Below are 24,155 nucleotides of genomic sequence, written 5' to 3'. Positions count from 1 at the left end.
CGGTCACGGCGGTCCCGCGGCCGCCGCGGTGAAGCGTGCCCCGAGTGCCGCGACCGCGGCGCGGAGCTCCTCCCCGCCCTCGACCCGGAAGGTGAACGGCACCCTCGCCAGCCACTCCTGTGCGTACATGTCGGGGTTGCGGGTGCTGCCGACCAGCACACACCGGTCCTCCCCGAGGGGCTCGACCCGTCCCATGGGCGGCCGGATCCACGGGGCCACCTCGGCCAGGGGGGCGTCGAAGACCACGCGGGTGGAGAGCTCCCAGCCCAGGCCGAGGTTCTCCTCCAGCACCGCGACCGGGTCGAGGCCCTCGGGTGGATCGAATCCGTGTGGGGTCGGCCGGACCTCGCGGACCCGGTCGACCCGGTAGGTGCGGACCGCGTTCGCGCGATGGGAGTGGCACAGCAGGTACCAGCGGCCGTGGCGGACGACGAGGGACCAGGGATCCACCTCCTCCTCCCACTCGTCGCCGGCCTCGCTGCGGTACCCGACCGAGATCCGGCGCCGGGCCGCGACGGCGTCGACGAGTTCGCTGGTGACGACCGGGTCCGGGCGCGTCGCAAACGGGTCGGGCGCGGCCGACGCGTGCTCCCGCAGCATGGCCGCCTGGCGGCCGACGCTCTCCGGCAGCGCCTTGACCACCTTGCCCAGGGCGGTGCCGACCAGGTCGTCGGCGTCGTCGCCGTCGGTCCCGGCCGGCCGGCGGCCGAGCACCGCCATCACCAGGCCGAGCGCCTCGGCCTGTGTGAAGTGCACCGGCGGCAGTCGTGTCCCGCGCCCCAGCCGGTACCCGCCGTGCGGCCCGCGGGCCGACTCCACGGGGATGCCGGCCTCCCTCAGGATCCCGACATACCTGCGCGCGGCCCGCTCCGTGACGCCCAGCCGCACGGCGAGTTCACCGGCCGTCGTACCGGGGCGAGCCTGGAGTATCTCCAGAGTGCGGATCGCCCGCGCGGTGGGGCTGAGATCGTTCGGCACGGAAGCAGGCTAAGCGCTCCGCCGGAAGTACCGCGATGTGCCACCGCAGTTCGCCGGCGGGTCCGTCGGGGCTGGTCGCGCAGTTCCTCCCCCAGCCTTCGGCCGGGGGTACCCCCAGCGCCCCTTCGGGGGCGCTGCCCAGACCGCGGCAGCCGGACAATCCGGCAGTGGATCGTCCGGATCTCCCTCTACGGTGGGGGCCTTGCAGCCGGAGAAGGGGAACTGACCATGGACATTCTGCTCGTCGGCGGCCTGTGGCTGGACGCATCCGTGTGGGGCGGCGTCGCGTCCGCGCTGGAGGCGCTGGGCCACCGTCCCGTGGCGCTCACCCTCCCGGGCCAGGGGGACGGCTCCCCGTCCGCCACGCTCGACGATCAGGTGGCGGCGGTGCTCGCCGCCGTGGACGCGGCGCCCGGAAGACCCGTGGTGGTGGGGCACTCCGCCGCCTGCACCCTGGCCTGGCTGGCCGCCGACCGGCGGCCGGAACAGCTGGCGAAGGTCGTCCTCATCGGTGGCTTCCCGTCCGCCGGCGGTCAGCCGTACGCCGACTTCTTCGAGGTACGCGACGGGGTCATGCCGTTCCCGGGCTGGGAGCCGTTCGAGGGGCCGGACGCCGCGGACCTCGACGCAGCCGCCCGTCGCGAGTTCGCGGCTGCCGCGATCCCGGTGCCCGTGGGCGTGTCCCGGGGCGTGGTGCGGCTGACCGACGAACGGCGGTTCGACGTCCCGGTGGTCGTCGTGTGCCCGGAGTTCACGCCCGCGCAGGCCCAGGAGTGGATCAAGGACGGCGACGTCCCGGAGCTCGCCCGGGCCAGACACGTCGACTTCGCGGACATCGACTCGGGTCACTGGCCCATGGTCACCCGGCCCGCCGAGCTGGCCCGGATCCTGGCCACGGCGGCGGGCACGGACTGACCGGCCCGCCGCCGTCCGGCAGGAGAGGGCTACTCCTCCTCCAGCGCCGCCAGCGCCGGATCCAGCACGATGTCCTCGTCCCGGGCCTCGGTCGTCGGGTCCTCCGGGAAGTGGCAGGCCGTGAGGTGGCCCTCGTGGTTGCCGGAGATCCGGACCAGCGGGGGTTCCTCCGTCGCGCACTTGTCCTGGGCCTTCCAGCAGCGCGTGCGGAAGCGGCAGCCGGAGGGCGGGGAGATCGGGGACGGGACGTCGCCGGCCAGGCGGATGCGTTCGCGGCCGACCGCGTCCGGCTCGTCCGTGAGGCTGACCTCCGGTACCGCCGAGAGCAGGGCGTGGGTGTAGGGGTGGCGGGGGCGGCTGTAGATCGCCTCCCGGTCGCCCACCTCGATGATCTTGCCTAGGTACATCACCGCGACGCGCTGCGAGAAGTGCCGCACGATCGCGAGGTCGTGGGCGATGAAGAGGAACGCGATGCCCAGTTCCTTCTGGACCTGCTGGAGGAGGTTGACCACCTGGGCCTGGATGGAGACGTCCAGGGCGGAGACCGGTTCGTCGGCGACGATCAGCTTCGGTTCCAGGGCCAGCGCGCGGGCCACGCCGATGCGCTGGCGCTGACCGCCGGAGAACTCGTGCGGGAAGCGGTTGAAGTGCTCCGGGTTGAGACCGACGATCTCCAGCAGCTCCCGTACCCGCTTCTCGCGGCCGCCCTCCGGTTCTATGCCGTTGATCTCCATCGGGCCCGAGATGATCTTGCCGACCGTCTGCCGGGGGTTCAGCGACGAGTACGGGTCCTGGAAGATCATCTGGATCTCGGAGCGGATCGGCGCCAGCTGCCGGCGGGAGGCGTGGCCGATCTCCTGGCCGCGGTACTTGATCGTGCCGTCCGTCGGCTCCAGCAGGCGGGTGATCAGGCGGCCCGTCGTGGACTTGCCGCAGCCCGACTCGCCGACCAGGCCGAAGCTCTCGCCCACCCGTACGGTCAGGTCGATGCCGTCCACGGCCTGGACGTGCCCGACCGTGCGCCGGATCGGGAAGCCGCCCTTGACCGGGAAGTACTTGGTCAGGCCGGAGACCTCCAACAGCGGTTCACCGGCAGTCGCCTCGCGCGGGGCGGGAAGGACCGTGTCCTGGGTCATGACGTGTCGTCTCCTAGCCCAGACGGGGCTTGATCTCTTCGATGAAGATGGTGCGTTTCTGGTCCGCCGTGAGGTGGCAGGCCGCGGAGCGGTCGGGGCCCAGCAGCGGGCGTTCGGTGACGCAGCGGGTGCCGCCGACCCGGTCCTGGAAGGTGCAGCGGGGGTGGAAGCGGCAGCCGGAGGGCGGGGTCAGCAGGGAGGGCGGGGTGCCGGGGATCGGGTTCAGCGGCGCGGCCAGGTCGGAGTCGAGGCGCGGCATCGAGTTCAGCAGGCCCCAGGTGTACGGGTGCTGGGGCGCGCGCAGGACCTCGTCCGTGGTGCCGCGCTCCACCGCGCTGCCCGCGTACATCACCATGATGTCGTCGGCCATGTCGGCGATCACCCCCAGGTCGTGGGTGATGAAGATGATGCCCGATCCGAACTCCTGTTGCAGGTCCTTGAGCAGGTCCAGGATCTGCGCCTGCACGGTCACGTCCAGGGCGGTGGTCGGCTCGTCGGCGATGAGCAGGTCGGGGTCGCAGACCAGGGCCATCGCGATCATCGCGCGCTGGCGCATACCGCCGGAGAACTGGTGCGGGTAGTCCTTCGCCCGCTCCTTCGGGTTGGGGATGCCGACCTTGGCGAGCATCTCGACCGCCCGGTCCCAGGCCGCCCGCTTGGAGGCGCCCCGGTGTTTCATGAACGGTTCGGCGATCTGCCGGCCCACCGTGTAGTACGGCGACAGCGCGGTGAGCGGGTCCTGGAAGATCATGGCGGCCTTGTTGCCGCGCACCTTCTCCAGTTCGGACTCGCGGGCGGTGATCAGCTCCTGGCCGTCCAGGAGGATCTCGCCCTCGACCGTGGTGAACTGGGGGTTGTGCAGCCCGAGGATGGTCAGGTTGGTGACCGACTTCCCGGAGCCCGACTCGCCGACGATCCCGAGGGTCTTGCCCCGCTCCACGTCGAACGACAGCCCGTCCACGGCCCGTACCACGCCGTCCTCGGTCTTGAAGCTGACGTGCAGGTCCCGCACCGAGAGGAAGGCACCCGCGTCGGCCGGTGCGGGGGTGCCGGCGCCCTTGGTCAGAGTGGTCACGACGGTTCTCCTCTTGCCCGGCCTAGGACAGCCGGACGCGCGGGTCGATGAACGCGTAGGCCGCGTCGACGATGATGTTGAACAGCAGGATCATGGAGGCGGAGAACAGCATGACGCCCAGCAGCAACGGCAGATCGCTGAACTGCACGGACTCCACTGCGAGTCGCCCGAGGCCGGGCAGTCCGAAGGTGTACTCCGTGATGATGGCACCGCCGAGCAGCGAGCCGAGGTCGATGCCGAAGATGGTGACGATCGGGATGAGCGAGCCGCGCCAGGCGTAGCGGAAGAAGACGTACTGGCGGGACATGCCCTTGGCGCGGGCGGTGCGCACGTGGTCCTCCTGGAGCTGCTCGATCATCGACGAGCGCGCCATACGGGTGTATTGGGAGGCGAAGATCGTGGACAGCACCACCCACGGGATGATCAGTCCGGTGAACCAGGTGATCGGGTTCGCGGTGAAGTTGTTGTAGGCGGGCTTGTCGAAGATGTGGGACTGGTAGACCAGCGCGGCGAGCGCCAGCGGGCCCAGGAAGTAGATCTGCATCGAACTGAGCACCATCGAGCCGGCCGTGACCGTCTTGTCGAGCAGGGTTCCCCGCTTCCAAGCCGCGATCATGCCGGTGCCCAGGCCGACGGTCAGGAAGACCACCGCGGCACCCAGGGTGAGCGAGACGGTGGTGGGCAGCCGGTCCATCATGGTCGACCAGACCGGGTCGTTGGTGTGGTACGAGTACCCGAAGCAGGGGGCGGGGCAGGGGCCCTGGGCGAACTTGTCGCTGCCCAGGATCAGGTTGTGCAGGAAGATCCAGTACTGCTCGGGGATGGACTTGTCGAGGCCGAGCACGTGGTGGATGTTGGCCAGGCTGGTCGGATTGCACGTCTTGCCGCACATCAGCAGGGCCGGGTCGCGCGGCATCCCGAAGAACAGCAGGAACGTCACGATGCTCAGCAAGAAGAGGATGACCACGGCACCGAGGATCCGGCGGACGAGGAAGCGCAGCATGCGAGGGGCTTTCTGACGTCGGCGGGCCGGGCGGTACCCGGTGCGGTGTCGCCCCGAGGGGCGCACGCACCGGGTACCGGCGGGCGGGCGGGGTTACTTGATGTAGAGGCGACGCGGGTCGATGCCGCCGATCACGTTGTCGTAGACGAGGCCCCCGACCTTGGAACCGGCGATCTGGACCTGCTTGTAGTCGATGGTGGGAACAGCGTTGATGACGTCCGTGACCAGGTACTGGTCGATCTTCTCCCAGGCGGCGGCCGACTTGACCGGGTCGCTGATCTTGTTCGCGGCGTCGATGTCGGCGTTGACCTTGGCGTCGTTGACGTGCGAGTAGTTCGGCGAGCCGTCGGCGATCGCGCGGCCGTCGAACAGCGGCGGGATCACGGTCGAGGCGGACGGCCAGTCGGCGCCCCAGGCGGAGGCGTAGATGTCGTAGTTGTTGTCGACCTTGCCGACCTGGTCGTAGTAGGTCTCGGCGGGGATGTCCTGCCGCTGCACGTTGAAGCCGGCCTTCTCCAGGGCCGCGGCGATGGCGGTGGAGTACTGCTGGCCCTCAGGCGTGTTCTGGTAGCCGTAGGTCAGCTTGAGACCGACCTTGCCGGCCTTCTTCAGCAGCGCCTTGGCCTTGGCCGCGTCACCGCCCGGGTTCTTCTTCTTGCCCCACGGGTCGAAGGAGGCGTCGTAGCCGCTGACGGTCGGGCTGATGTAGCCGCCGGCGACCTCTGCGGCCGAACTGCCGCCGAAGGCCCGGATGATCGGGGTGATCGGCAGGGCGTAGGCGATGGCCTGGCGGACCGTCTTGTCCTGCAGCGCCGAGTGCTTCATGTTGATGTTGATCTGGCCTACGTAGGGCTGGTAGCCGGCGACCGTACGGGCCTTGAGGGCCGCGTCGCCGCCGAGGACCTGGGAGATGTTGCCCGCGTCCACCGAGTTGTTGAAGCTGATGCCGGTCTGGTCGGCGCCGCTGTTCGCGAGCAGCGCCTTGGTGGAGTCCTCGTACTGGACGTTGAACTGGAAGTTCATCTGGTCCACGTACTGGTTGCGGATCGGGTCCGTCTTCGGGTCCCAGTTGGGGTTCTTGACCAGCACCATCGACTTGCCGGACTTGAACGACTGGATCTTGTACGGGCCGCTCGTCAGCGGGGCCTTGTCGTACTTCTCCTTCGTGTCGCCCTTCTTGGAGACGACCGCGTAGCCCGCCATGGCGAGCGCGTACGGCAGGTCCGGGTGGGCCGTCTTGAAGTGGAAGATGATCGTCTTGGAGTCGGGCGTCTCCAGGATGCTGTTGGGCAGGTGCTTGCCCTTGTAGGGGCCGTCCGGGAGCAGCTTGCGGTAGTCGGCACCGTTGGTGTCGGCCAGCCACTGCTGGAGGTACGTGGGGCCCTGGTTGATGAAGGACGCGAAGAGCCGCTCGTAGGTCTGGCGGAAGTCCGCGGACGTGATCGGCGTCCCGTCCGAGAACTTGATGCCGTCCTTGAGCGTGTACTTCCAGGTCTTGCCGCCGTCCGTGGTGGTACCGGAGTCGGTGGCCAGGTCGCCGACGACCTCGTGGCCGACGCCCTTGTTGTCGGTCGACTTGTAGCCGGTGAGGCCTCTGTGGATCAGCGTGGCGAGGGAGCCCTCGTCGGAGACGTAGATCTGCCCCGGGTCGAGGTGCGCGTACGAGTCGCGCTGCAGCACTTCCAGGGTGCCGCCGGTCTTCGCGCCCGGCACGGCGGCCGCGGGTCCGGTCGAGTCGGCCGCGTCGCCGAACTTGATCGAGGCCTGCTGCTGCTTGGCGTTCTGCTGGTCCTTCTTGTTGTTGTCGCTGGCGCTGCTGCCGCCTTTGCTGCAGCCGCTGAGCACGAGTGCCCCGGCCGCAAATATCGACAAAGTGGCGTATGCATGGCGTCCGCCCCTACTCATCACTGAAGTCTCCACCCATCTGTGTGTACGCCGGTGCGAAGGAAATGGCCGTGCGGTATCCGGGCGAGGACGCCCACAAGCTCCCGGTCAGCGCGCCGTCTTGGGATCGAAGGCGTCCCGGACCGAGTCCCCGAGCAGGTTGAAGGCGACGATGAAGACGACCATCGAGACGCCGGGGAAGAACATGTACGTGATGTCGTTCTGCAGCACGAGCTCGGTCGACGCCTTGGAGAACATCTGACCCCAGTCGGGCGTGGGCTCGACGATGCCGACACCGAGGAACGACAGGCCCGCCTCGCTCGTGACCAGGTACGGAAGCGTGTACGTGGTCTGCACCAGCAAGGGCGTCACCACGTTCGGCAGGACCTCCCTGCGGATGATCCGCCAGGGCGAGGCGCCGCTCACCTTGGCCGCCTCGATGAACTCCCGTTCCCGCAGGGCGAGTGTGGTGCCGCGCAGGATGCGCGCGAGGCTCATCCAGCCGAGCACCCACTGGACCGCGATCAGCGCGACGACGCGCACGTAGGTCGGCGTCTGGTCGCGCGGGCTCACGAACAGCGAGACCACGACCGGCATGCTGGCGATGAAGAACAACTGCGCGGGGAAGGCGAGCAGGAAGTCGATGATCCGGCCGATGAAGAAGTCGGTCTTGCCGCCGAGGTATCCCGCGGTGACACCGAGGAGGATTCCGGTGAGGACGACCGCGACGGTGACCGCCACGGAGATCGTCAGCGAGGTCCGGATGCCGTAGATCAGCTTGGTGAACACGTCGTAGCCGTTGCCCGGTTCGAGGCCGAACCAGAACTCGCTGCTGATGCCGCCGTTGGGCTGCACCGGCACACCCGCGCTGTCGAAGAGTTCCGGGCGTTCGTCGGCGTAGATGGTGTACGGGTTCTTGCCGTACAGCTTCGAGATCAGCGGGGCCGCCGCTGCGACGAGGAAGAAGAACGCCACGACGAACGCCGAGATGACGCCGGTGCGGTCGCGCTTGAAGCGGATCCACATCAGCTGGCCGGGCGAGCGGCCTTCGAGTTTCACCGTCCCGGTCTTCGTGTCGGGCTCCGGTCCGCCGTCCACGACGACCGACCGTCCGCCGCCCTCAATGTCCGTAGGACTTGTCACAGTTCGTCCAATTCACAGGTATGGGTGTGCCGCATCGGCGGCCGGGGCACGGGTGCGCGACCGCTGTGGCATGATCCGATGAGGCGTGATCCGTTGAAGCGTCAAGGCATCCCCGCATGGACGGGAACACCCCAGCCGGACGCGCGTAGGCGAGCGACGGCGCTACGCTGCCGGCAGTTGCCTCAGAACCAACCGCCGGACGAACAAGGACAGTCGGACGCGACGGCCGGCATGGCCGACGACGGAACCCACCTAGTGCCTGTGACACTGCACATGGGACTTCTCCTCATGACTTCACGTGTTCACCGACAGGAGGTTTCCGTCCATACCCTCCGACACCCCTGACGGAGGGCCAGACACCCCCTGGTGCTCGTGAGTCGGGCGCTGTCCCCACAGCGCGAGACCCATTGACCCGAGCGCTACGCGGCTAACTATCTGCCATGAGCCAGGTGCCGACCACTGTCTTTAAATCTCAATTCAGTCACAGCTGGCGCGTAGTTCTTCCGAAAAATGGACAAAGCGTTCGACGGGAGAAGGCCGCGAAACGGACTTGTTACATGGCTATCGGGCGAAGATCTCCGCATTTCGGACAGCGGCCTGAAGTTGGCCGAGTCCCGCCCACTCGAAAACGGGTTGCAAAAAACCCGGGCACCCCCATCATGGGGGCACCCGGGCTCAAGTGTCCTGCGATCAGCCGTGCTTGGCGCGGCTGGCGGCACGGGCCCGCTCGCGGGCGTCCAGGTTCACCTTGCGGATGCGAACGGCCTCCGGGGTCACCTCGACGCACTCGTCGTCACGGCAGAACTCCAGCGACTGCTCCAGCGACAGCTTGCGCGGCGGCACGATCGCCTCGAACGAGTCGGCCGAGGAAGACCGCATGTTCGTGAGCTTCTTCTCCTTGGTGATGTTGACGTCCATGTCGTCGGAGCGCGAGTTCTCACCGACGATCATGCCCTCGTACACCTCGGTGCCGGGCTCCACGAACAGCACACCGCGCTCCTGGAGGTTCGTCATCGCGAACGCGGTGACGGCACCGGAGCGGTCGGCGACCAGCGAGCCGTTGTTACGGGTCTGCAGGGTGCCGAACCAGGGCTCGTGGCCCTCGTGGATGGAGTGCCCGATACCCGTGCCGCGCGTCTGCGTCAGGAACTCGGTACGGAAGCCGATGAGACCGCGGGACGGCACCACGAACTCCATGCGGACCCAGCCGGAGCCGTGGTTGGACATGTTGTCCATCCGGCCCTTGCGGACACCCATGAGCTGCGTGACCGCACCCATGTGCTCCTCGGGCACGTCGATCGTCATACGCTCGACCGGCTCGTAGGTCTTGCCGTCGACCTGCTTCGTGACGACCTGCGGCTTGCCGATGGTCAGCTCGAAGCCCTCGCGGCGCATCTGCTCGACCAGGATGGCGAGCGCCAGCTCACCACGGCCCTGGACCTCCCAGGCGTCCGGGCGCTCGGTGTCGAGCACGCGGAGGGAGACGTTACCGATCAGCTCGCGGTCGAGACGGTCCTTGACCTGTCGGGCCGTGACCTTGCGGTCCTTGACCGCGGCCTTGTTGTCGGCGCCCTTGCCGGTACCGCCACGGCCGACCAGCGGCGAGGTGTTGGTGCCGATGGTCATCGAGATCGCCGGCTCGTCGACCGTGATCAGCGGCAGCGGGATCGGATTCTCGGTGTCGGCGAGGGTCTCGCCGATCATGATGTCCGCGATACCGGCGACGGCACAGATGTCACCCGGACCGGCCATCTCGGCGGGCTTGCGGGTGAGCGCCTCGGTCATCAGCAGCTCGGTGATGCGCACGTTGGACATCGTGCCGTCACGCTTGATCCACGTGACGGTCTGGCCCTTGCGCAGTTCGCCCTGCTCGACACGGAGCAGGGCGATACGGCCGAGGAAGTTGTCGGCGTCCAGGTTGGTGACGTGCGCCTGGAGGGGGGCCTCCGCGTCGAACTCCGGAGCCGGGACGTGGGCCAGGATCGTGGAGAAGAACGGCTCCAGGCTGTCGCTGTCGGCCGGGACGGTGCCGTCCTCCGGCTTGGTCAGCGAGGCCACACCGTCACGCGCACACGCGTAGACGATCGGGAACTCGATCTGGTCCTCGTCGGCGTCCAGGTCGAGGAAGAGGTCGTAGGTCTCGTTGACCACCTCGTCGATCCGGGAGTCCGGGCGGTCCGTCTTGTTGATGCACAGGATGACGGGCAGGCGCTGCTGGAGGGCCTTGCGCAGCACGAAGCGGGTCTGCGGCAGCGGGCCCTCGGAGGCGTCGACCAGCAGGACGACCGCGTCCACCATCGACAGACCGCGCTCGACCTCGCCTCCGAAGTCGGCGTGGCCCGGGGTGTCGATGATGTTGATGGTGATGACGTCGCCGCCATCCTTGGGGTGGTACTTCACGGCCGTGTTCTTGGCCAGGATCGTGATGCCCTTCTCACGTTCCAGGTCGTTCGAGTCCATCATTCGGTCGTCGAGCGACTCGGCGGCGTGCGCAGCGAAGGCACCGGCCTGCTTCAGCATGGCGTCGACGAGGGTCGTCTTGCCGTGGTCGACGTGGGCGACGATGGCGACGTTGCGGATGTCGTGGCGCGTGGCCATAGTGCGGCGTACTCCCGGAGTGTGAGGAAGGGGTCTGCGCGTACGTCTGTGTTACGCGGACCCTGCCGGGCTGAACACGCCACGGCCTCACCCCATGGTACGGGGCCGATCGACCGGCGGCTCGCGGGGATACGAATATGCAGCTCAGGGTGCTCATCAAGGAGCGATCGGCGGAGAACCCAGGGGCGCTGGGGGTACCCCCGGCCGAAGGCTGGGGGAGGAACTGCGCGACCAGCCCCCGCACACCCGGCACCCGACGACGGCCCCGAACGCCCTACCCCTTGCCGGGGCTGGGCGACGCCTTCGCCCCCTTCTTCAGGAACCCCATGTCCTGGTACACCGGCGTCTGGAAGCCGAAGGCGCCCACGTTCACCAGGTCCTTCCGGGCGCCCACGAGCTGCGGCCGCTGGTACAGCGGCAGCGACCCCGCCGACGCCCAGATCCTGGAGTCCGCCTTGCGCAGCAGCCCGTCCGCCTCGTCCTCGTCCAGCGTGCCCAGCGCCTGGTCGAAGAGCTGGTCCACCTGGTCGGTGCCGACCCGCGTGTAGTTCTGCTCGACGTTCAGCGACCCGTCGGCCGCCACCACCGGCTTCGCGTAGATCGGCCGCGCGTCCGTCGCCGGGAACGCGGACGACGGCCACGAGTAGAGCGCGAGGTCGTACTGCCCGGCCGCGATGTGGTCCTTGAAGTAGCTGTCGTCGGAGACCTTCTGGATCTCGGTCGCGATCCCCACCCTGTCCAGCATCTGCGAGATCTGGCCGGCGACCGTCTGGAGGGTCTCCGAGCCCGGTCCCGACGGCAGCACGAACCGCAGCGAGAGCGCCTTCCCGTCCTTGGCCAGCGGCCCGGCCGGCGCCCCCGCGCCCCTGGGCGCCGCCGTGCCCTTGGGCGCGTACGCCCCGGGCGCCCCGTGGGCGTGGTCCTTCTGGTGGTCGCGGGTGTCCCTGTCGTCCGTGCCCTTGTCGTCCGGGCCCTTGTCGTCCGTGCCCTTGTCGTCCTCGCCGACGATGTACTGCCCGTCGTGCCCGCCGTCCGACTCGTCGCCCTGCTCGCTGTCGTCCTTCTTCTTGTCGCCCTTCTTCTCGTCCTCCGCGCCGGCCGCCTTGCCCGGGTTCCTGACCGGGCCGCCGGCCACCCAGCCCGCGTCGGCGAGCAGGGCCTGCGCCTCGTGGGTGTCGAGACCGCCGATCGCCCCGCTGCCGTCGGTGTAGGCGGCCTGCCCGGAGAGGGCGACGTGGCTGCCGACCGGCACCGCGGGCAGCCCCAGCGGGGTGAGGACCAGCTTGGCGAGCGCCTGCCGGTCGAGGGCGCGGGCGACGGCCCGGCGCACCCGCTCGTCGGCGAGCGGGCCCTCGGAGCCGTTGAGGGCGAGCTGGGTGTAGGCGGGCTCCAGCGACTTGCGGACGGCGAAGTCACGCAGCTCGTGCTGCTGCTCCAGCCACTTGGCGATGCTCCTGCGGAGCTTCTTCGGCCCCTTCGGCAGCTTCTCCTCGTCCATGCCGAGGGTCAGCGCCCAGGACCGCAGCTTCTTGGCGGAGGTCTTCCCGGCGCCCTGCAAGGGCAGGCCGGTGCCCTTCTCCCGGCCGGCGACGGTGATCCGGTCGGCGTCGGCGGCGTCGATGTCGGCGACGTCGACGGTGCCGGCGGCGAGCGCGGCGGCCCGCTTCGCGCGGTCCACGGCGTGCAGGTCGATCTCGTCCAGCTTGGCCGGACGCCCCCACCAGCGCGGGTTGCGGGTGAGGATCACGTCCTTCTTGGCGGTGTCGACCTTGTCGACCCGGAAGGGGCCCGCGGTGACGGTGAGCTTGCGGCGGGCGCCGTCGTTGAAGGTGTCCGGGGTGCCCATGACGTCCTTCGGGTACAGCGGCGAGAACAGCGACCTCCAGTCGGCGTACGGCCGGTCGAAGGTGACCCGGACCTCCAGGTCGTTGGCGCCGCGCTCGATCTGGGCGATGCGGTCGTAGCCGGCGTTGCGGGCGGTCCAGTAGGCGGAGTCCTTGCCGGACAGGGCGCGCCACTGGGCGGCGAAGTCGGCGGCGCCGATCTCCCGGCCGTCGCTCCAGACGGCCTGCTGGTTGAGCTTGTAGAGGACGACCTGGCGGGGCTCGGTCTCGATGACCTTCGCGGACTCCAGGTAGTCCGGGTTGCGGACCGGCTTCCCGGTGGCGTCGATGGTGAACATCGACGGCAGGACGGCCTGGGCGACCCGGGTGGTGCCCGCGTCGGCGTCGGCCTGGAAGGTGTTGAGCGTCTCGGGTACGGCGTCCACGGCCATCTTCAGGGTGCCGCCCTCGGCGACCGCGTCCCGGGCGACCGGCACGATGTCCTGCCCGGCCAGCGGCTTGCTGCCCTCGTCGTCGGAGCCGCAGCCGGCGAGCAGGGGGAGGGCGAGGGCGCCGGCGGCGAGGAAGGCGAGGGCGCTTCGCTGGTGGTGCCGCGATGGGCCGTCCTTCGGCTGCGGCGCCGTTGTGGCTGGTCGCGCAGTTCCCCGCGCCCCTGAAGGGGCGCTGTGGCCGACGCCGTGGTGAGACATCTCTGCTTACCTCCGGGAGGCCCCGTGAACACGGGTGCGGTCTGTTCACATTTGGGGGTATTTTGGAGTTGATCACATGTACGTCAGAAGTACGGACCCCACTGAAATGGACGGGGTCCGTCGGCCCGGGACGACACGGCGGCGGAGGCCGCCAAACGCCACCCGTGCGGCGCAATGCCGTGCTCATCCCGGCGCACACAGAGCGCGTGCGGGCGTGCGACGGAGGCGCGCAATCCGCCAATCGCTGCACATGGCTTCACATCGGCAGGTGTGACGCGCAACACTCGCAGGCGCATGAACGTTGCCGCCTTGGACCACGAAGTCCGCGGAAGTGAGGTCACGTCATGTCCGTGCACGACGACCTGACGTCAGTCCAGCGTTGCCTAGAGGACCTGAACCGGTCCGTCGGCCGCCTGGAGCAGCAGCTCGGGAGCGGCGGACTGGAGATGCGCCGCGTCCGTTCCGACGCCGATCACCTGCGCGAGAGCGTGGCACTGCTGCGTGAGGCGGCCAACACCGGCGCCCCGGGCAAGCGGCCCGAACTCGTCACCATCTCCGACGACCCGTACGACATCAACCTGTGGACGGACACGGACGACGAGGGTCTCGGCGCCCGCGACCGGCACGCCCCCTAGGAGCGCCCGCCCGCAGGCCCCGACCCCCGACCCGACCGGAGTCATCCCCTTGGCCACTGGTACGGAACCACATCCGAACAGCGGCGGCGTACACACCGGTACGCGCGCCGCGATCTCCGCCCCGCACCTGCGGACCGACCGCTGGTGGCTGGCGCCCGCCGTCACCGCGGCCGGTCTGTTCGCGTTCGTCGTCTACTCGACGTGGCGGGCCTTCTCGAACGCGCACTACTACTCGGCGCCGTACGTCTCGCCGTTCTACTCGCCGTGTCTGGCCGAGAACTGCAAGACCATGCCGTCCGGCCCGAACGCCGACCTCTTCGGCAGCTGGTGGGCGATCTCCCCGGCGATCATCATCCTGATCTTCCCGCTGGGCTTCCGCCTGACCTGCTACTACTACCGCAAGGCGTACTACCGCAGCTTCTGGGCGTCCCCGCCCGCCTGCGCGGTGGCCGAGCCGCACGCGAAGTACACCGGTGAGACCCGCTTCCCGCTCATCCTGCAGAACGTCCACCGGTACTTCTTCTACTTCGCCCTGCTGGTCGCCTGCGTGCTGACCTACGACACGGTGCTCTCCTTCCGGGACACGCACGAGCACTGGGGCCACATGGGCCTCGGCACCCTGGTCTTCCTGGTCAACATCGTGCTGATCTGGGCGTACACGCTGTCCTGCCACTCCTGCCGGCACATCGTCGGCGGCAAGCTGAAGCACTTCTCCAAACACCCCGTGCGCTACAAGGCGTGGCAGTTCGTCGGCCGGCTCAACAACCGGCACATGCTGCTCGCCTGGGCGTCGTTGGTGAGCGTGGCGCTCGCCGACTTCTACGTCTATCTGCTCGCGTCCGGTGTCTTCGACGATCCGCGATTCTTTTAGGACAGGGGCTTCTGATGTCAGCGGTGGAGCGGCAGCAGTGGGACGTCGTGGTCGTCGGCGCCGGCGGGGCCGGACTGCGCGCCGCGATCGAGGCGCGCGAGCGGGGCGCCCGTACGGCGGTGATCTGCAAGTCGCTGTTCGGCAAGGCGCACACGGTGATGGCCGAGGGCGGCATCGCGGCGGCCATGGCCAACGTCAACGAGCACGACAACTGGCAGGTCCACTTCCGCGACACCCTGCGCGGCGGCAAGTTCCTCAACCAGTGGCGGATGGCCGAACTGCACGCCAAGGAGGCCCCGGACCGGGTCTGGGAGCTGGAGACCTGGGGCGCCCTCTTCGACCGCACGAAGGACGGGAAGATCTCCCAGCGCAACTTCGGCGGCCACGAGTACCCGCGCCTCGCCCACGTCGGCGACCGCACGGGCCTTGAGCTGATCCGGACCCTGCAGCAGAAGATCGTCTCGCTCCAGCAGGAGGACGAGAAGGAGACCGGTGACTACGAGTCCCGGCTCAAGGTCTTCCAGGAGTGCACGGTCACCCGGATCCTCAAAGACGGCACACGGGTCTCCGGGGTCTTCGCGTACGAGCGGGAGACCGGCCGTTTCTTCGTCCTCGAAGCGCCCTCCGTGGTGATCGCGACCGGGGGCATCGGCAAGTCCTTCAAGGTGACGTCGAACTCCTGGGAGTACACCGGGGACGGGCACGCGCTCGCCCTGCTGGCCGGGGCGCCGCTGCTCAACATGGAGTTCGTGCAGTTCCACCCGACCGGCATGGTCTGGCCGCCGTCGGTGAAGGGGATCCTGGTCACCGAGTCGGTGCGTGGCGACGGCGGGGTGCTGCGCAACTCCGAGGGCAAGCGGTTCATGTTCGACTACATCCCGGACGTCTTCAAGGAGAAGTACGCCGAGTCCGAGGAGGAGGGCGACCGCTGGTACGAGGACCCGGACCACAACCGGCGTCCCCCGGAACTGCTCCCCCGCGACGAGGTGGCCCGCGCCATCAACTCCGAGGTGAAGGCGGGCCGCGGCTCCCCGCACGGCGGCGTCTTCCTGGACGTGTCGACGCGGATGCCCGCCGAGGTCATCCGGCGCCGGCTGCCGTCCATGTACCACCAGTTCAAGGAGCTGGCGGACGTCGACATCACGGCGGAGGCGATGGAGGTCGGGCCGACCTGCCACTACGTGATGGGCGGGGTCGCGGTGGACTCCGACACCGCCGCCGCCCGCGGGGTACCGGGGCTGTTCGCGGCCGGCGAGGTGGCGGGCGGCATGCACGGCTCCAACCGGCTCGGCGGCAACTCGCTCTCCGACCTGCTGGTGTTCGGGCGCCGGGCGGGCTGGCACGCCGCCGACCACGCGGCGGACCTCGACGAGCGCCCGGCGGTGGACGACGAGCAGATCGACGCGGCGGCGGCCGAGGCGCTGCGGCCCTTCTCCGCCGAGGGCCAGGAACCCGGCTCCGGTCCGCCGGAGAACCCGTACACCCTCCACCAGGCGCTCCAGCAGTCCATGAACGACCTGGTCGGCATCATCCGCCGGGAGGGCGAGATGGAGCAGGCCCTGGAGAAGCTCGCCGAGCTGCGGGTGCGGGCGCGCCGGGCCGGGGTGGAGGGGCACCGCCAGTTCAACCCCGGCTGGCATCTCGCCCTGGACCTCAGGAACATGCTGCTGGTCAGCGAGTGCGTGGCCCGGGCGGCGCTGGAGCGCACCGAGTCGCGCGGCGGGCACACCCGCGAGGACCATCCGACGATGGACCGCCGCTGGCGCCCGGTCAACCTGCTCTGCCGGCTGGCCGAACCCACGGGCGGGTTGGCGGCCACCGACCCGGAGCGCGGCCAGATCGACCTCACCCGCGAGACCACCGACCCCATCCGAGCCGACCTGCTCGCCCTCTTCGAGAAGGAAGAGCTGGTCAAGTACCTCGCCGAAGAGGAGCTGTACGAATGAGCGGCTACACGGCCCACTTCCGGGTGTGGCGGGGCGACGTCGAGGGCGGCGGCCTGGAGGACTTCAAGGTCGAGGTGAACGACGGCGAGGTGGTCCTGGACATCATCCACCGCATCCAGGCCACCCAGGCCGCGGACCTGGCCGTCCGCTGGAACTGCAAGGCGGGCAAGTGCGGTTCGTGCTCGGCGGAGATCAACGGCCGCCCGCGCCTGATGTGCATGACCCGCATGTCCGTCTTCGAGCAGGACGAGACCGTCACGGTCACCCCGCTGCGCGCCTTCCCGGTCATCCGCGACCTGGTCACCGACGTCGGCTTCAACTACCAGAAGGCCAGGGAGGTCCCGGCCTTCGTGCCGCCCGCCGGGGTCGGCCCCGGCGAGTACCGGATGTTCCAGGAGGACGTGGACCGCTCCCAGGAGTTCCGCAAGTGCATCGAGTGCTTCCTGTGCCAGGACACCTGCCACGTCGTCCGCGACCACGAGGAGAACAAGACGGCCTTCGCCGGCCCGCGTTTCCTCATGCGCGTCGCCGAACTGGACATGCACCCGCTGGACGCGGCGGAAGCCACCGGCCTGGACCGCAAGCGCACGGCCCAGGACGAACACGGCCTCGGCTACTGCAACATCACCAAGTGCTGCACGGAGGTGTGCCCGGAGGGCATCCACATCACCGACAACGCGCTGATCCCCCTGAAGGAGCGGGCCGTCGACCGCAAGTACGACCCGCTGGTGTGGCTCGGCTCGAAGATCAGGAGGCGCCCCGCAGGAGGCTGAGCACCTGCCGCAGGTTGGACTCGGCGATGTCCCGCATCGTTTCGCGCTCCGGGAAGTCGCCGTCCAGCAGCCTGAGCGGCCCGGCGACGAGGTTGAGGTGCATCGCCAGCCGGTACAGGGCCATCCGGTCCTCGTCGAGGTCGGCGGTGCGCAGCACGTCGTAGGCGGGCCCGAAGCGGAGCTGCACGAAGACGTGCTCCCATTCGGCGTCGAAGTACATCAGGCCTTCGATGTCGATGAGTGCGGGATCGCCCTCCTCGGTCACCAGGACGTGGTCCGGGCCGAGTTCGCCGTGCACCAGGGAGGCGTGCTCGCGCGGTTCGACCGCGTCGTAGAGCTCGTGCACGCGCTCGGCCAGCGCCCACCGCGCCTCGCGCAGCCGGGGATCCCGCTCGGCCACCTCCGCGATGTCGCGCATCGCGCGGTCCGCGACGACCTGTTCGCAGGAGCTGCCGAGCGGCTTCCCGCCCTCCTCCACCAGGGCGGCCTTCCCGTACCCGGCGGAGACGTGCTCGCGGAGCACGCCGAGCGTCCCCGCCAGCCGGGCCAGCGGCACCCGTGCGGCGCCCGGGTCGCTGCGCAGCAGCACCTCCAGGCTGCCGCCGCGGACGTCCTCGACGACCGCGGCGAAGGCGGGCAGGTGCCGGGCGTCCTCGTCGGCGAACAGCAGGCGCGGGGTGCGCACGCCGAGTTCGGTCAGCAGGTCGTGGGCGGACAGGAACAGGCCGAGGCCGGAGGCGTGCGCGAAGGGGTCGCGGATGTCGGCGTCGACGGGCCCCCAGTAGTCCTCCTCCGGGGACCAGACGTACGCGATCGCGCTCCGGCCGTTGTCGAGGGCGAGCCGGTAGACGCCTTTCTTGCTCCCGCCGCGCAGCCGGGTGACGGCTGCGGGAGCACGGCCGAGGGCCTCGCGGGAGAGCGACGCGAGGTCGTCACGGGTGAGGTGGGCACGAGCGGTTGTCATGACGTACGGACCCAGTCCTTCCGATAGGAGGTCCAGTCATCCTCGGTGGCGGCGAAGTCGACGTACAGGGCGACGCCGAAGGTAGCGCGATCCGGGTCCGTCCGTGACAGTCCCAGCCGAACCCCGCGCACGGCCGCCGGCACGGTCTCCGCGTGCGCCCAGTGCCCGAACCGGTTCTCGTGGTAGAAGGGCAGCCCCATGAGGAGATCGGTGTCCGCCGGTGTGACCTCCAGCGCAAGGCTGGTCTGCTGCGCGACGTACCCGCCGTACAGGCTCTGCAGCGGCTGCATGGTGTCGTACGACATCACCGCGATCTGGTCCACCCGACGGGCGACTTGCCCGAAATACTCCCGCGACCACCATTTCGGATGACCGGTGACGGTACCCCAGAAGGAGTGAAAGGCCGGGAGCGGATCGATCTGGTGTGCGGCGACGGACAGCAGCGGGGTCGCCGGGCGCAGGGCGTCGAGGAGGGCGAGGTAGTTCCGGTCGCCGGAGTGCAGGGGCTCCAGGTCGAAGTGGACCCCGTCGAACCCGGCACCGACGACCTGCCGGGCCGACGCGACGACGGCGTCGCGCGTCGCCTTCTTCTCCAGATGCATCGCATCCGGCTTCTCGGGCGCGAGCTCGTCCCCGAGCCAGGCCTGCACCCGGACGCCGGGGAGTTTTCGATGCACGGCTGTTATCAGCCAACGGGCCTTGGGATAGGCCGATTTGGGCAGCGTGCCGTTGTGCTCCAGTGGTCCGGCATGGACGTAGAGGTCGCGAATGCCGGTGCCCGCGAGCCGGGCGGCGAGGGCGGTGACGTCGGCGTCGGTCCTACGGCCGTCGACCCACGCGTGACCGAGCCAGAGGGCGTCCCGGTTCCGGCTGTACGTACCGGCCTTCGGGTCGCCGGCGTAGTTGATGCGGAGGGCGGTCTCGGCGATGAGGAGGGGGAGCAGGAGGACGAAGAGGACGAGGAGGACGCGTAGCGTCCATCTGCCGGCTTTCGCTTTACCACCCGGCCGACCCGTGCGGCTCTCGTCGTCGGGTGCGGGTGGCCCCTGCGGGGGTGCGGGCGCGTCGGCGGGTGCGGGTGGTGCCGGCGTGGGGGGCGGGTTGTCGGAGGGAGCGGCCGGGACCGGCGCGGAGGCCGGATCGCCGGAGGGGGCGGGTGATGCCGACGGGGAGTCCGGTTCGCCGGTGGGCCGGGCCGGGTCCGGGGCGGTGGTGGGTTTCGGGTTGTTCTCCTGGTTCGGGCTCCGTTTCATGTTCCGCTCCCCATTTCTCCTCGTCCCCCGGCTGTCTCCGCCCCGGTCGCGAAGCCGACTGGCTGCCCATACGCTCCGAAATGTGACGTCATCCTTGATCCGGGGTCGGCCGAGGCATGCCACGGGGCACATAGCCGTGCGGGTGGGGCATGCGGTGCTGGGCGGGGTGGCCGGGGCGGTCTGGCTGGTGTTGCCGGTGATGACGAGCGTCACTCAAGATCCGGTTCCCGTGGCGGGCGGCGGAACGGTGGCCGCGGCCCAGGCGGCGGACGGGGCGTCGGCGACCGACTACGTCCTGCCGCTCGTCGCCGTGGCGGCGGCCGGCGCACTGGGCGGCTACGGATACGTGCGCCGGATACGGCGGGCCCGCTCGCGCACCACGCCGGGCGTCCTCTCCCCCGCCCCGCCGGCTCCGACGCCCGCCGACGTCGAGCGGCAGGCCCGGACCTCCCTGGTCCTCGCCGACGACTGCGTCCGCACCAGCCGGGAGGCTCTCGGGTACGTCCACGGGGCCACGTCCGCCGAACGGGCCCTGCGGGCCGCCGAGACGGAGTTGACGGCCGCGTTCGCGATATGGCGGCGGTACGAGGAGGGGGTGCCGGGGGACGACGCCGGCCGGCGCCAGGCACTGGTGGGCGTGGTCGGGCGGTGCGCGGAGGCGGATCGGCAACTGGACGCGGAGGCGGCGGGGTTCGACGCCGTGTGGGACGCGGGGGATGCGCTGGCCGAGGCCGAGAGGCGGTTCCGGCAGCTGGCGGGGCGGACCGGCGGGGTGGCGGCGGCGCTGGCCGGGGCGGGTGAGCGGTACGGTGCGGCCGCGGTCGGCCCCGTCGTCGGACACGTCGAACAGGCCAAGGACCGGCTGGTGTTCGCCACCTCACGGCTCAACCAGGCCCGCCAGGCCGCCGATTCGGGCGACGACGACGGGTTCCGGCGGGGGGTGCGGGCCGCCGAGGGGGCCGTGGCGCAGGCCGGGGTGCTGCTGGGCGGGGTGGAGCGGCTGGCGGAAGAGCTGCGGACGGCGGCGGCGCTGGTGCCGGCCGCCCTCACCGGCGCCGAGGCGGAGCTGGCGGGTCTGCGGGGGACGGCGTTGCCGCCGCGGCTGGCGCATGCCGACGCCGTGCTGGCCGGTGTGCGGGGGCAGGTGGCCGGCGGGCCGTACGACCCGTTGGACGCGCTGCGCCGGGTCGTGCGGGCGGTGGAGGGGATGGGGGGCGGGCGGGCCGGGGTGATCGCGGCGGGGGCTGGGTTGGTGGCGCGCAGTGCGCTGGGGGTGGCGGACGACTTCGTGGGAACGCATCGGGCGGCGGTGGGGGCGGAGGCGCGGGCGCTGCTGGCCGCTGCGGGGCGGGCTGCGCCCGCGGACGCCGACCGGCTGGCGCGGCGGGCGTGGGAGTTGGCGGAGCGGGATGTGCGGGCGCACGGGAACCCGTTCACCGGGGAGGGCGGCCACGGGAGTGGGGTGGCGGGGGCGGTGCTCGGGGGCGTGCTGCTGGGTGAGGAGGGGGACGGGGGGCCGGTGGTGGCCTTCGGGGGGCCCGAGAGCAGGGGGCGGTTGGGGTAGCGCGTCAAGGGGTGCCGCGGAGGGTCGTCGGGCGGCCGCGGGTCCGCGGGGGCTTGTCGCGCAGTTCCCCGCGCCCCTAAAAGCAGGGGGTTGCGCGAGCGCCCTTCCGAAGCGCGGGGCCGTATCGGTATGCGCTCACCAGAGCGCCCCAAAGGGGCGCGGGGAACTGCGCGACCAGCCCCCGCGGCGTCGCGCCATGACCACGGCCTCCTCAGAACAGACTGAGCAGCGCCTCCGCAGGGTCGGTCAGGCCCGTCTCGCCGTCCGGGAGCGGGAGTTCGAACCACACCGTCTTGCCCCGCGGCGTCCGGCGTGAGCCCCACGCCGCGCTCAGGAGGCCGACCAGCTGGAGGCCGCGGCCACCCTCGTCGGTGTCCCGGGCGCGTCGGCGCCTCGGCTGGACCAGGCCGGAGTCCCAGACCTCGCAGACCAGGGTCCGGTCGAGGAGGAGGCGGAGTCTTATGTCGCCCTCGCCGTACCGCAGCGCGTTGGTGACGAGTTCGCTGACCAGGAGTTCCGTCGTGTCGACCAGCGGCTCCAGGTCCCAGGTGAGCAGCTGGCCGCGGGCGTACTCGCGGGCGCGGCCGACGCTGCGGGGCTCGCGTGGGAGCGTCCAGTCGCCGACGGAGTCGGCCGGCAGCCCCTGTACCCGTGCCATCAGCAGCGCGATGTCGTCCTCGCCGTGGTGCGTGTCGAGGGTGTTGAGGACGTGGTCGCAGACGTCCTCCAGGGGCTGGGCGGGGTCCGTGAGGGCCCCTACGAACGCCTGGAGGCCCTCGTCGAGGGGGTGGTCGCGGGATTCGACCAGGCCGTCGGTGTAGAGCGCGAGCAGGGCACCCTCGGGGAGTTCGACCTCGACCTCCTCGAAGGGCTCGCCGCCGACGCCGAGCGGCATGCCGGGCGGCACGTCGAGCATCAGGGCGGCCTCGCCCGGTTCCACGAGGACGGGTGGCAGGTGGCCGGCGTTGGCGAACGTACAGCGTCTCGTGACGGAGTCGTAGACGGCGTACACACACGTGGCGAGGTAGACCTCGGAGAGGTCGGCGTCGCGGGGCTGGCGGGCCGTGCGGGTGGCCTGCTGGACCCCGCCGGGGGTGCCGAGACCGCGGGCGATCTCGTCCAGCGCGGAGAGCACCTCGGCCGGTTCGAGGTCGAGCAGGGCCAGCGTGCGGACCGCGGTGCGCAGTTCGCCCATCGCGACAGCCGCGCGCAGCCCCCGGCCCATCACGTCTCCCACCACCAGCGCCGTGCGGTGGCCGGGGAGTTCTATGACGTCGAACCAGTCGCCGCCGACCTCGGTGGCCGCGTTGCCGGGCAGGTAGCGGCAGGCGATGTCCAGACCGGAGGCCTCCGGGTCGCCGGGCGGGAGCAGGGACCGTTGCAGTATCAGCGCGCGTTCGTGCTCGCGCCGGTAGAGCCGGGCGTTGTCGATGCAGACGGCGGCGCGGGCGGCCAGCTCCACCGCGAGCTCCCGGTCGCGGTCGCCGAACGGCTCGCTGCCCTTGGTGCGGGCGAACTGGGCGAGGCCGACGACCGTGTCGTGGGCGACCATCGGCACGGCCAGCGTGGACTGGACGAGGCCGCCCTCCGCCGCCGGCACGTGCTGCGGGCGGGCCGTGCGCAGGGCGTCCGCGCACGGGGAGTTGAAGGGGTAGTGGTGGACGGCGCCGACGGCGACCGGGGCGCCGCCGCCTACGAAGGGGGCGTCGGAGACCGCGCTGGCGAAGGCGACCCGGCGCAGTTCGGCGCTGCCGTCGGCGAGTCCGGGCGGGGTCTCGTCGCCGGCCAGCAGACCCTGGTAGAGGTCGACGGTGGCGAGGTCGCAGAAGCCGGGGACGACCACGTCGAGGAGTTCGCGGGCGGTGGTCTCCAGGTCCAGGGAGTTGCCGATGCGGGCGCCGGCCTCGTTGAGGAGGGCGAGGTTGCGCCGGGCGGCGGCGGCCTCGCGGGCGGCGGCGCGGCGGGCGGTGATGTCGAGACCGAGCCAGGCGATGCCGATGGGGCGGCCGGTGCCGCTGTGCACCCGGTAGAGGTTGATGGACCAGTGCCGGCGCTCCTCGGAGCCCGGCACGAAGCCCGTGACGTGCATGTCCGTGATGGAGTTGCCGGTCTCCAGGACCCGGCGCAGGGTGGCCGCGACCCGCTCGGCCTCGGAGCGCGGGAGGTAGTCGTGGACGCCCTTGCCGCGGTGGTCCTCGGGGGTGCCGCCGAAGATGGAGGAGAACCGTACGTTGGCGCGGCGGATCCGCAGGTCGGTGTCGATCAGCAGGAAGCCGAAAGGAGATTGACCGAATATCGACTGCGAGGCCGCGAGGTCGGTCTCGATGCTGCGCAGGGTGCGGACGTCGACCACGATGCACACGGCCGCGTTCTCGCCCTCGGCGGTGCGGGTGGGCATGACGTAGACCTCGGCGATGCCCTCCTCGCCGCGCTCGCCGTCCGCCGTGTCGGGCATCCGGAACGGGACCACGCCGGTCCACTCCCGCCCGTCGAGGATCTCGGCCATCTTCCGCTGGCCGCGCTCGCGCAGGTCCGGGGCGACGAACGCCTCGATGGGGTCCATGCCGACGGCGCGCTCGGCGGGGATGCCGAAGATCTGCTCGGCGCGCAGACTCCACTGGTCGACCAGGCCGCCGGCGCCGATGGAGAACGAGGCGACCTTGATGTAGTCGTAGATCGAGCCGGGCGGGCTGCTCTGCCACACGGCGTCGCCAGGGGCCGCGGCTGTCTCCGCGGTCCCCGCCCTCGCGCCGTCCGACGGGTCCTCGGACTCCGTGGCCTTAGCTGGTATCTCGCTCACGCGAACCGTCCCCTCCAGCTCACCGCGTCCGGCACCGGTCACCGGGTGCGGCTGCCCGCAGTATCCAGCACTACGGTGCCGCCT

At 70.5% G+C, this 24,155-nt stretch carries 17 protein-coding genes; 6 read left to right on the top strand and 11 right to left on the bottom strand.

Translation table 11 applies throughout. From position 1 onward, the window contains the following. Positions 1–3: 3 nt before the first annotated feature. The gene (locus ACFY6U_RS40850) at positions 4–978 is read right to left on the bottom strand and encodes a helix-turn-helix transcriptional regulator (protein WP_390046624.1); all 975 of its coding nucleotides are present in this window, start codon (positions 976–978) and stop codon (positions 4–6) included. Positions 979–1,206: 228 nt separating this feature from the next. Here ACFY6U_RS40850 and ACFY6U_RS40845 point away from each other — a divergent pair, with 228 nt between their 5' ends. Next, positions 1,207–1,893 (top strand): alpha/beta fold hydrolase, encoded by a 687-nt coding sequence (locus ACFY6U_RS40845; protein ID WP_390046622.1) that lies wholly within the window; start codon positions 1,207–1,209, stop codon positions 1,891–1,893. Positions 1,894–1,922: 29 nt separating this feature from the next. Here the strand turns inward: ACFY6U_RS40845 and ACFY6U_RS40840 are convergent, their stop codons facing one another. The 7 genes from ACFY6U_RS40840 to ACFY6U_RS40810 all read right to left on the bottom strand — a co-directional run bounded on the left by ACFY6U_RS40840 (position 1,923) and on the right by ACFY6U_RS40810 (position 13,265). After that, complete coding sequence (locus ACFY6U_RS40840; protein ID WP_390046620.1) at positions 1,923–3,029, bottom strand: ABC transporter ATP-binding protein; 1,107 nt, start codon at positions 3,027–3,029, stop codon at positions 1,923–1,925. 13 nt (positions 3,030–3,042) lie between these two features. Then, on the bottom strand, positions 3,043–4,104 hold the full coding sequence (locus ACFY6U_RS40835) for an ABC transporter ATP-binding protein (RefSeq protein WP_390046618.1): 1,062 nt from the start codon (positions 4,102–4,104) through the stop codon (positions 3,043–3,045). Between the two features lie 22 nt (positions 4,105–4,126). Further along, positions 4,127–5,107, bottom strand: a complete 981-nt coding sequence (locus ACFY6U_RS40830) for an ABC transporter permease (RefSeq protein WP_390046617.1) — start codon at positions 5,105–5,107, stop codon at positions 4,127–4,129. 93 nt (positions 5,108–5,200) lie between these two features. Then, a complete protein-coding gene (locus ACFY6U_RS40825) occupies positions 5,201–7,012 on the bottom strand; it encodes an ABC transporter substrate-binding protein (protein ID WP_390046615.1) in 1,812 nt (603 codons plus the stop codon). A gap of 87 nt (positions 7,013–7,099) precedes the next feature. Next, positions 7,100–8,134 (bottom strand): ABC transporter permease, encoded by a 1,035-nt coding sequence (locus ACFY6U_RS40820; RefSeq protein ID WP_390046614.1) that lies wholly within the window; start codon positions 8,132–8,134, stop codon positions 7,100–7,102. A gap of 690 nt (positions 8,135–8,824) precedes the next feature. Beyond that, positions 8,825–10,732: a translational GTPase TypA gene (gene typA, locus ACFY6U_RS40815; RefSeq protein WP_390046612.1), complete on the bottom strand. Its 1,908-nt coding sequence runs from the start codon at positions 10,730–10,732 to the stop codon at positions 8,825–8,827. 274 nt (positions 10,733–11,006) lie between these two features. Further along, positions 11,007–13,265, bottom strand: coding sequence for an ABC transporter family substrate-binding protein (locus ACFY6U_RS40810; protein WP_390046610.1), 2,259 nt, complete (start codon positions 13,263–13,265; stop codon positions 11,007–11,009). A 344-nt stretch (positions 13,266–13,609) separates the two neighbouring features. On the opposite strand from ACFY6U_RS40810, the gene ACFY6U_RS40805 reads away from it, so the two are divergent. The 4 genes from ACFY6U_RS40805 to ACFY6U_RS40790 are packed head-to-tail and all read left to right on the top strand — an operon-like array spanning position 13,610 to position 17,490. Next, positions 13,610–13,900, top strand: a complete 291-nt coding sequence (locus tag ACFY6U_RS40805; protein ID WP_351489927.1) for a hypothetical protein — start codon at positions 13,610–13,612, stop codon at positions 13,898–13,900. A 49-nt stretch (positions 13,901–13,949) separates the two neighbouring features. Beyond that, complete coding sequence (locus ACFY6U_RS40800; protein ID WP_390046608.1) at positions 13,950–14,771, top strand: hypothetical protein; 822 nt, start codon at positions 13,950–13,952, stop codon at positions 14,769–14,771. A 14-nt stretch (positions 14,772–14,785) separates the two neighbouring features. Next, positions 14,786–16,717: a fumarate reductase/succinate dehydrogenase flavoprotein subunit gene (locus ACFY6U_RS40795; RefSeq protein WP_390046606.1), complete on the top strand. Its 1,932-nt coding sequence runs from the start codon at positions 14,786–14,788 to the stop codon at positions 16,715–16,717. Next, a complete protein-coding gene (locus ACFY6U_RS40790; protein ID WP_390046604.1) occupies positions 16,714–17,490 on the top strand; it encodes a succinate dehydrogenase/fumarate reductase iron-sulfur subunit in 777 nt (258 codons plus the stop codon). Before ACFY6U_RS40795 ends, ACFY6U_RS40790 begins: the two co-directional genes overlap by 4 nt. On the opposite strand, the gene ACFY6U_RS40785 is transcribed toward ACFY6U_RS40790, so the two are convergent. Both ACFY6U_RS40785 and ACFY6U_RS40780 read right to left on the bottom strand, forming a co-directional pair. Further along, on the bottom strand, positions 17,465–18,454 hold the full coding sequence (locus ACFY6U_RS40785) for a phosphotransferase family protein (protein WP_390046602.1): 990 nt from the start codon (positions 18,452–18,454) through the stop codon (positions 17,465–17,467). The genes ACFY6U_RS40790 and ACFY6U_RS40785 overlap by 26 nt on opposite strands. After that, entirely contained in the window at positions 18,451–19,707 is a 1,257-nt protein-coding gene (locus tag ACFY6U_RS40780; protein WP_390046600.1) for a hypothetical protein, read from the bottom strand. The genes ACFY6U_RS40785 and ACFY6U_RS40780 overlap by 4 nt, the downstream gene beginning before the upstream one ends. Before the next feature lie 82 nt (positions 19,708–19,789). Between ACFY6U_RS40780 and ACFY6U_RS40775 the strand changes: the two genes are divergently transcribed. Next, entirely contained in the window at positions 19,790–21,271 is a 1,482-nt protein-coding gene (locus tag ACFY6U_RS40775) for a hypothetical protein (RefSeq protein ID WP_390046598.1), read from the top strand. A gap of 211 nt (positions 21,272–21,482) precedes the next feature. Here ACFY6U_RS40775 and ACFY6U_RS40770 read toward each other — a convergent pair whose 3' ends face one another. Beyond that, positions 21,483–24,071 (bottom strand): SpoIIE family protein phosphatase, encoded by a 2,589-nt coding sequence (locus ACFY6U_RS40770; RefSeq protein WP_390046596.1) that lies wholly within the window; start codon positions 24,069–24,071, stop codon positions 21,483–21,485. Positions 24,072–24,155 lie beyond the last annotated feature (84 nt).

The sequence above is a fragment of the Streptomyces sp. NPDC013157 genome, from assembly GCF_042899865.1.
Taxonomy (GTDB): domain Bacteria; phylum Actinomycetota; class Actinomycetes; order Streptomycetales; family Streptomycetaceae; genus Streptomyces.
This window is presented reverse-complemented; position numbering and strand designations above follow the sequence as displayed.

Coding starts and splice junctions, on each gene's coding strand:
- ACFY6U_RS40810 (WP_390046610.1), bottom strand. CDS start 13,265: ATGTCTCACCACGGCGTCGGCCACAGCGCCCCTTCAGGGGCGCGGGGA.
- ACFY6U_RS40845 (WP_390046622.1), top strand. CDS start 1,207: ATGGACATTCTGCTCGTCGGCGGCCTGTGGCTGGACGCATCCGTGTGG.
- ACFY6U_RS40790 (WP_390046604.1), top strand. CDS start 16,714: ATGAGCGGCTACACGGCCCACTTCCGGGTGTGGCGGGGCGACGTCGAG.
- ACFY6U_RS40840 (WP_390046620.1), bottom strand. CDS start 3,029: ATGACCCAGGACACGGTCCTTCCCGCCCCGCGCGAGGCGACTGCCGGT.
- ACFY6U_RS40780 (WP_390046600.1), bottom strand. CDS start 19,707: ATGAAACGGAGCCCGAACCAGGAGAACAACCCGAAACCCACCACCGCC.
- ACFY6U_RS40785 (WP_390046602.1), bottom strand. CDS start 18,454: ATGACAACCGCTCGTGCCCACCTCACCCGTGACGACCTCGCGTCGCTC.
- ACFY6U_RS40795 (WP_390046606.1), top strand. CDS start 14,786: ATGTCAGCGGTGGAGCGGCAGCAGTGGGACGTCGTGGTCGTCGGCGCC.
- ACFY6U_RS40830 (WP_390046617.1), bottom strand. CDS start 5,107: ATGCTGCGCTTCCTCGTCCGCCGGATCCTCGGTGCCGTGGTCATCCTC.
- ACFY6U_RS40825 (WP_390046615.1), bottom strand. CDS start 7,012: ATGAGTAGGGGCGGACGCCATGCATACGCCACTTTGTCGATATTTGCG.
- typA (WP_390046612.1), bottom strand. CDS start 10,732: ATGGCCACGCGCCACGACATCCGCAACGTCGCCATCGTCGCCCACGTC.
- ACFY6U_RS40805 (WP_351489927.1), top strand. CDS start 13,610: ATGTCCGTGCACGACGACCTGACGTCAGTCCAGCGTTGCCTAGAGGAC.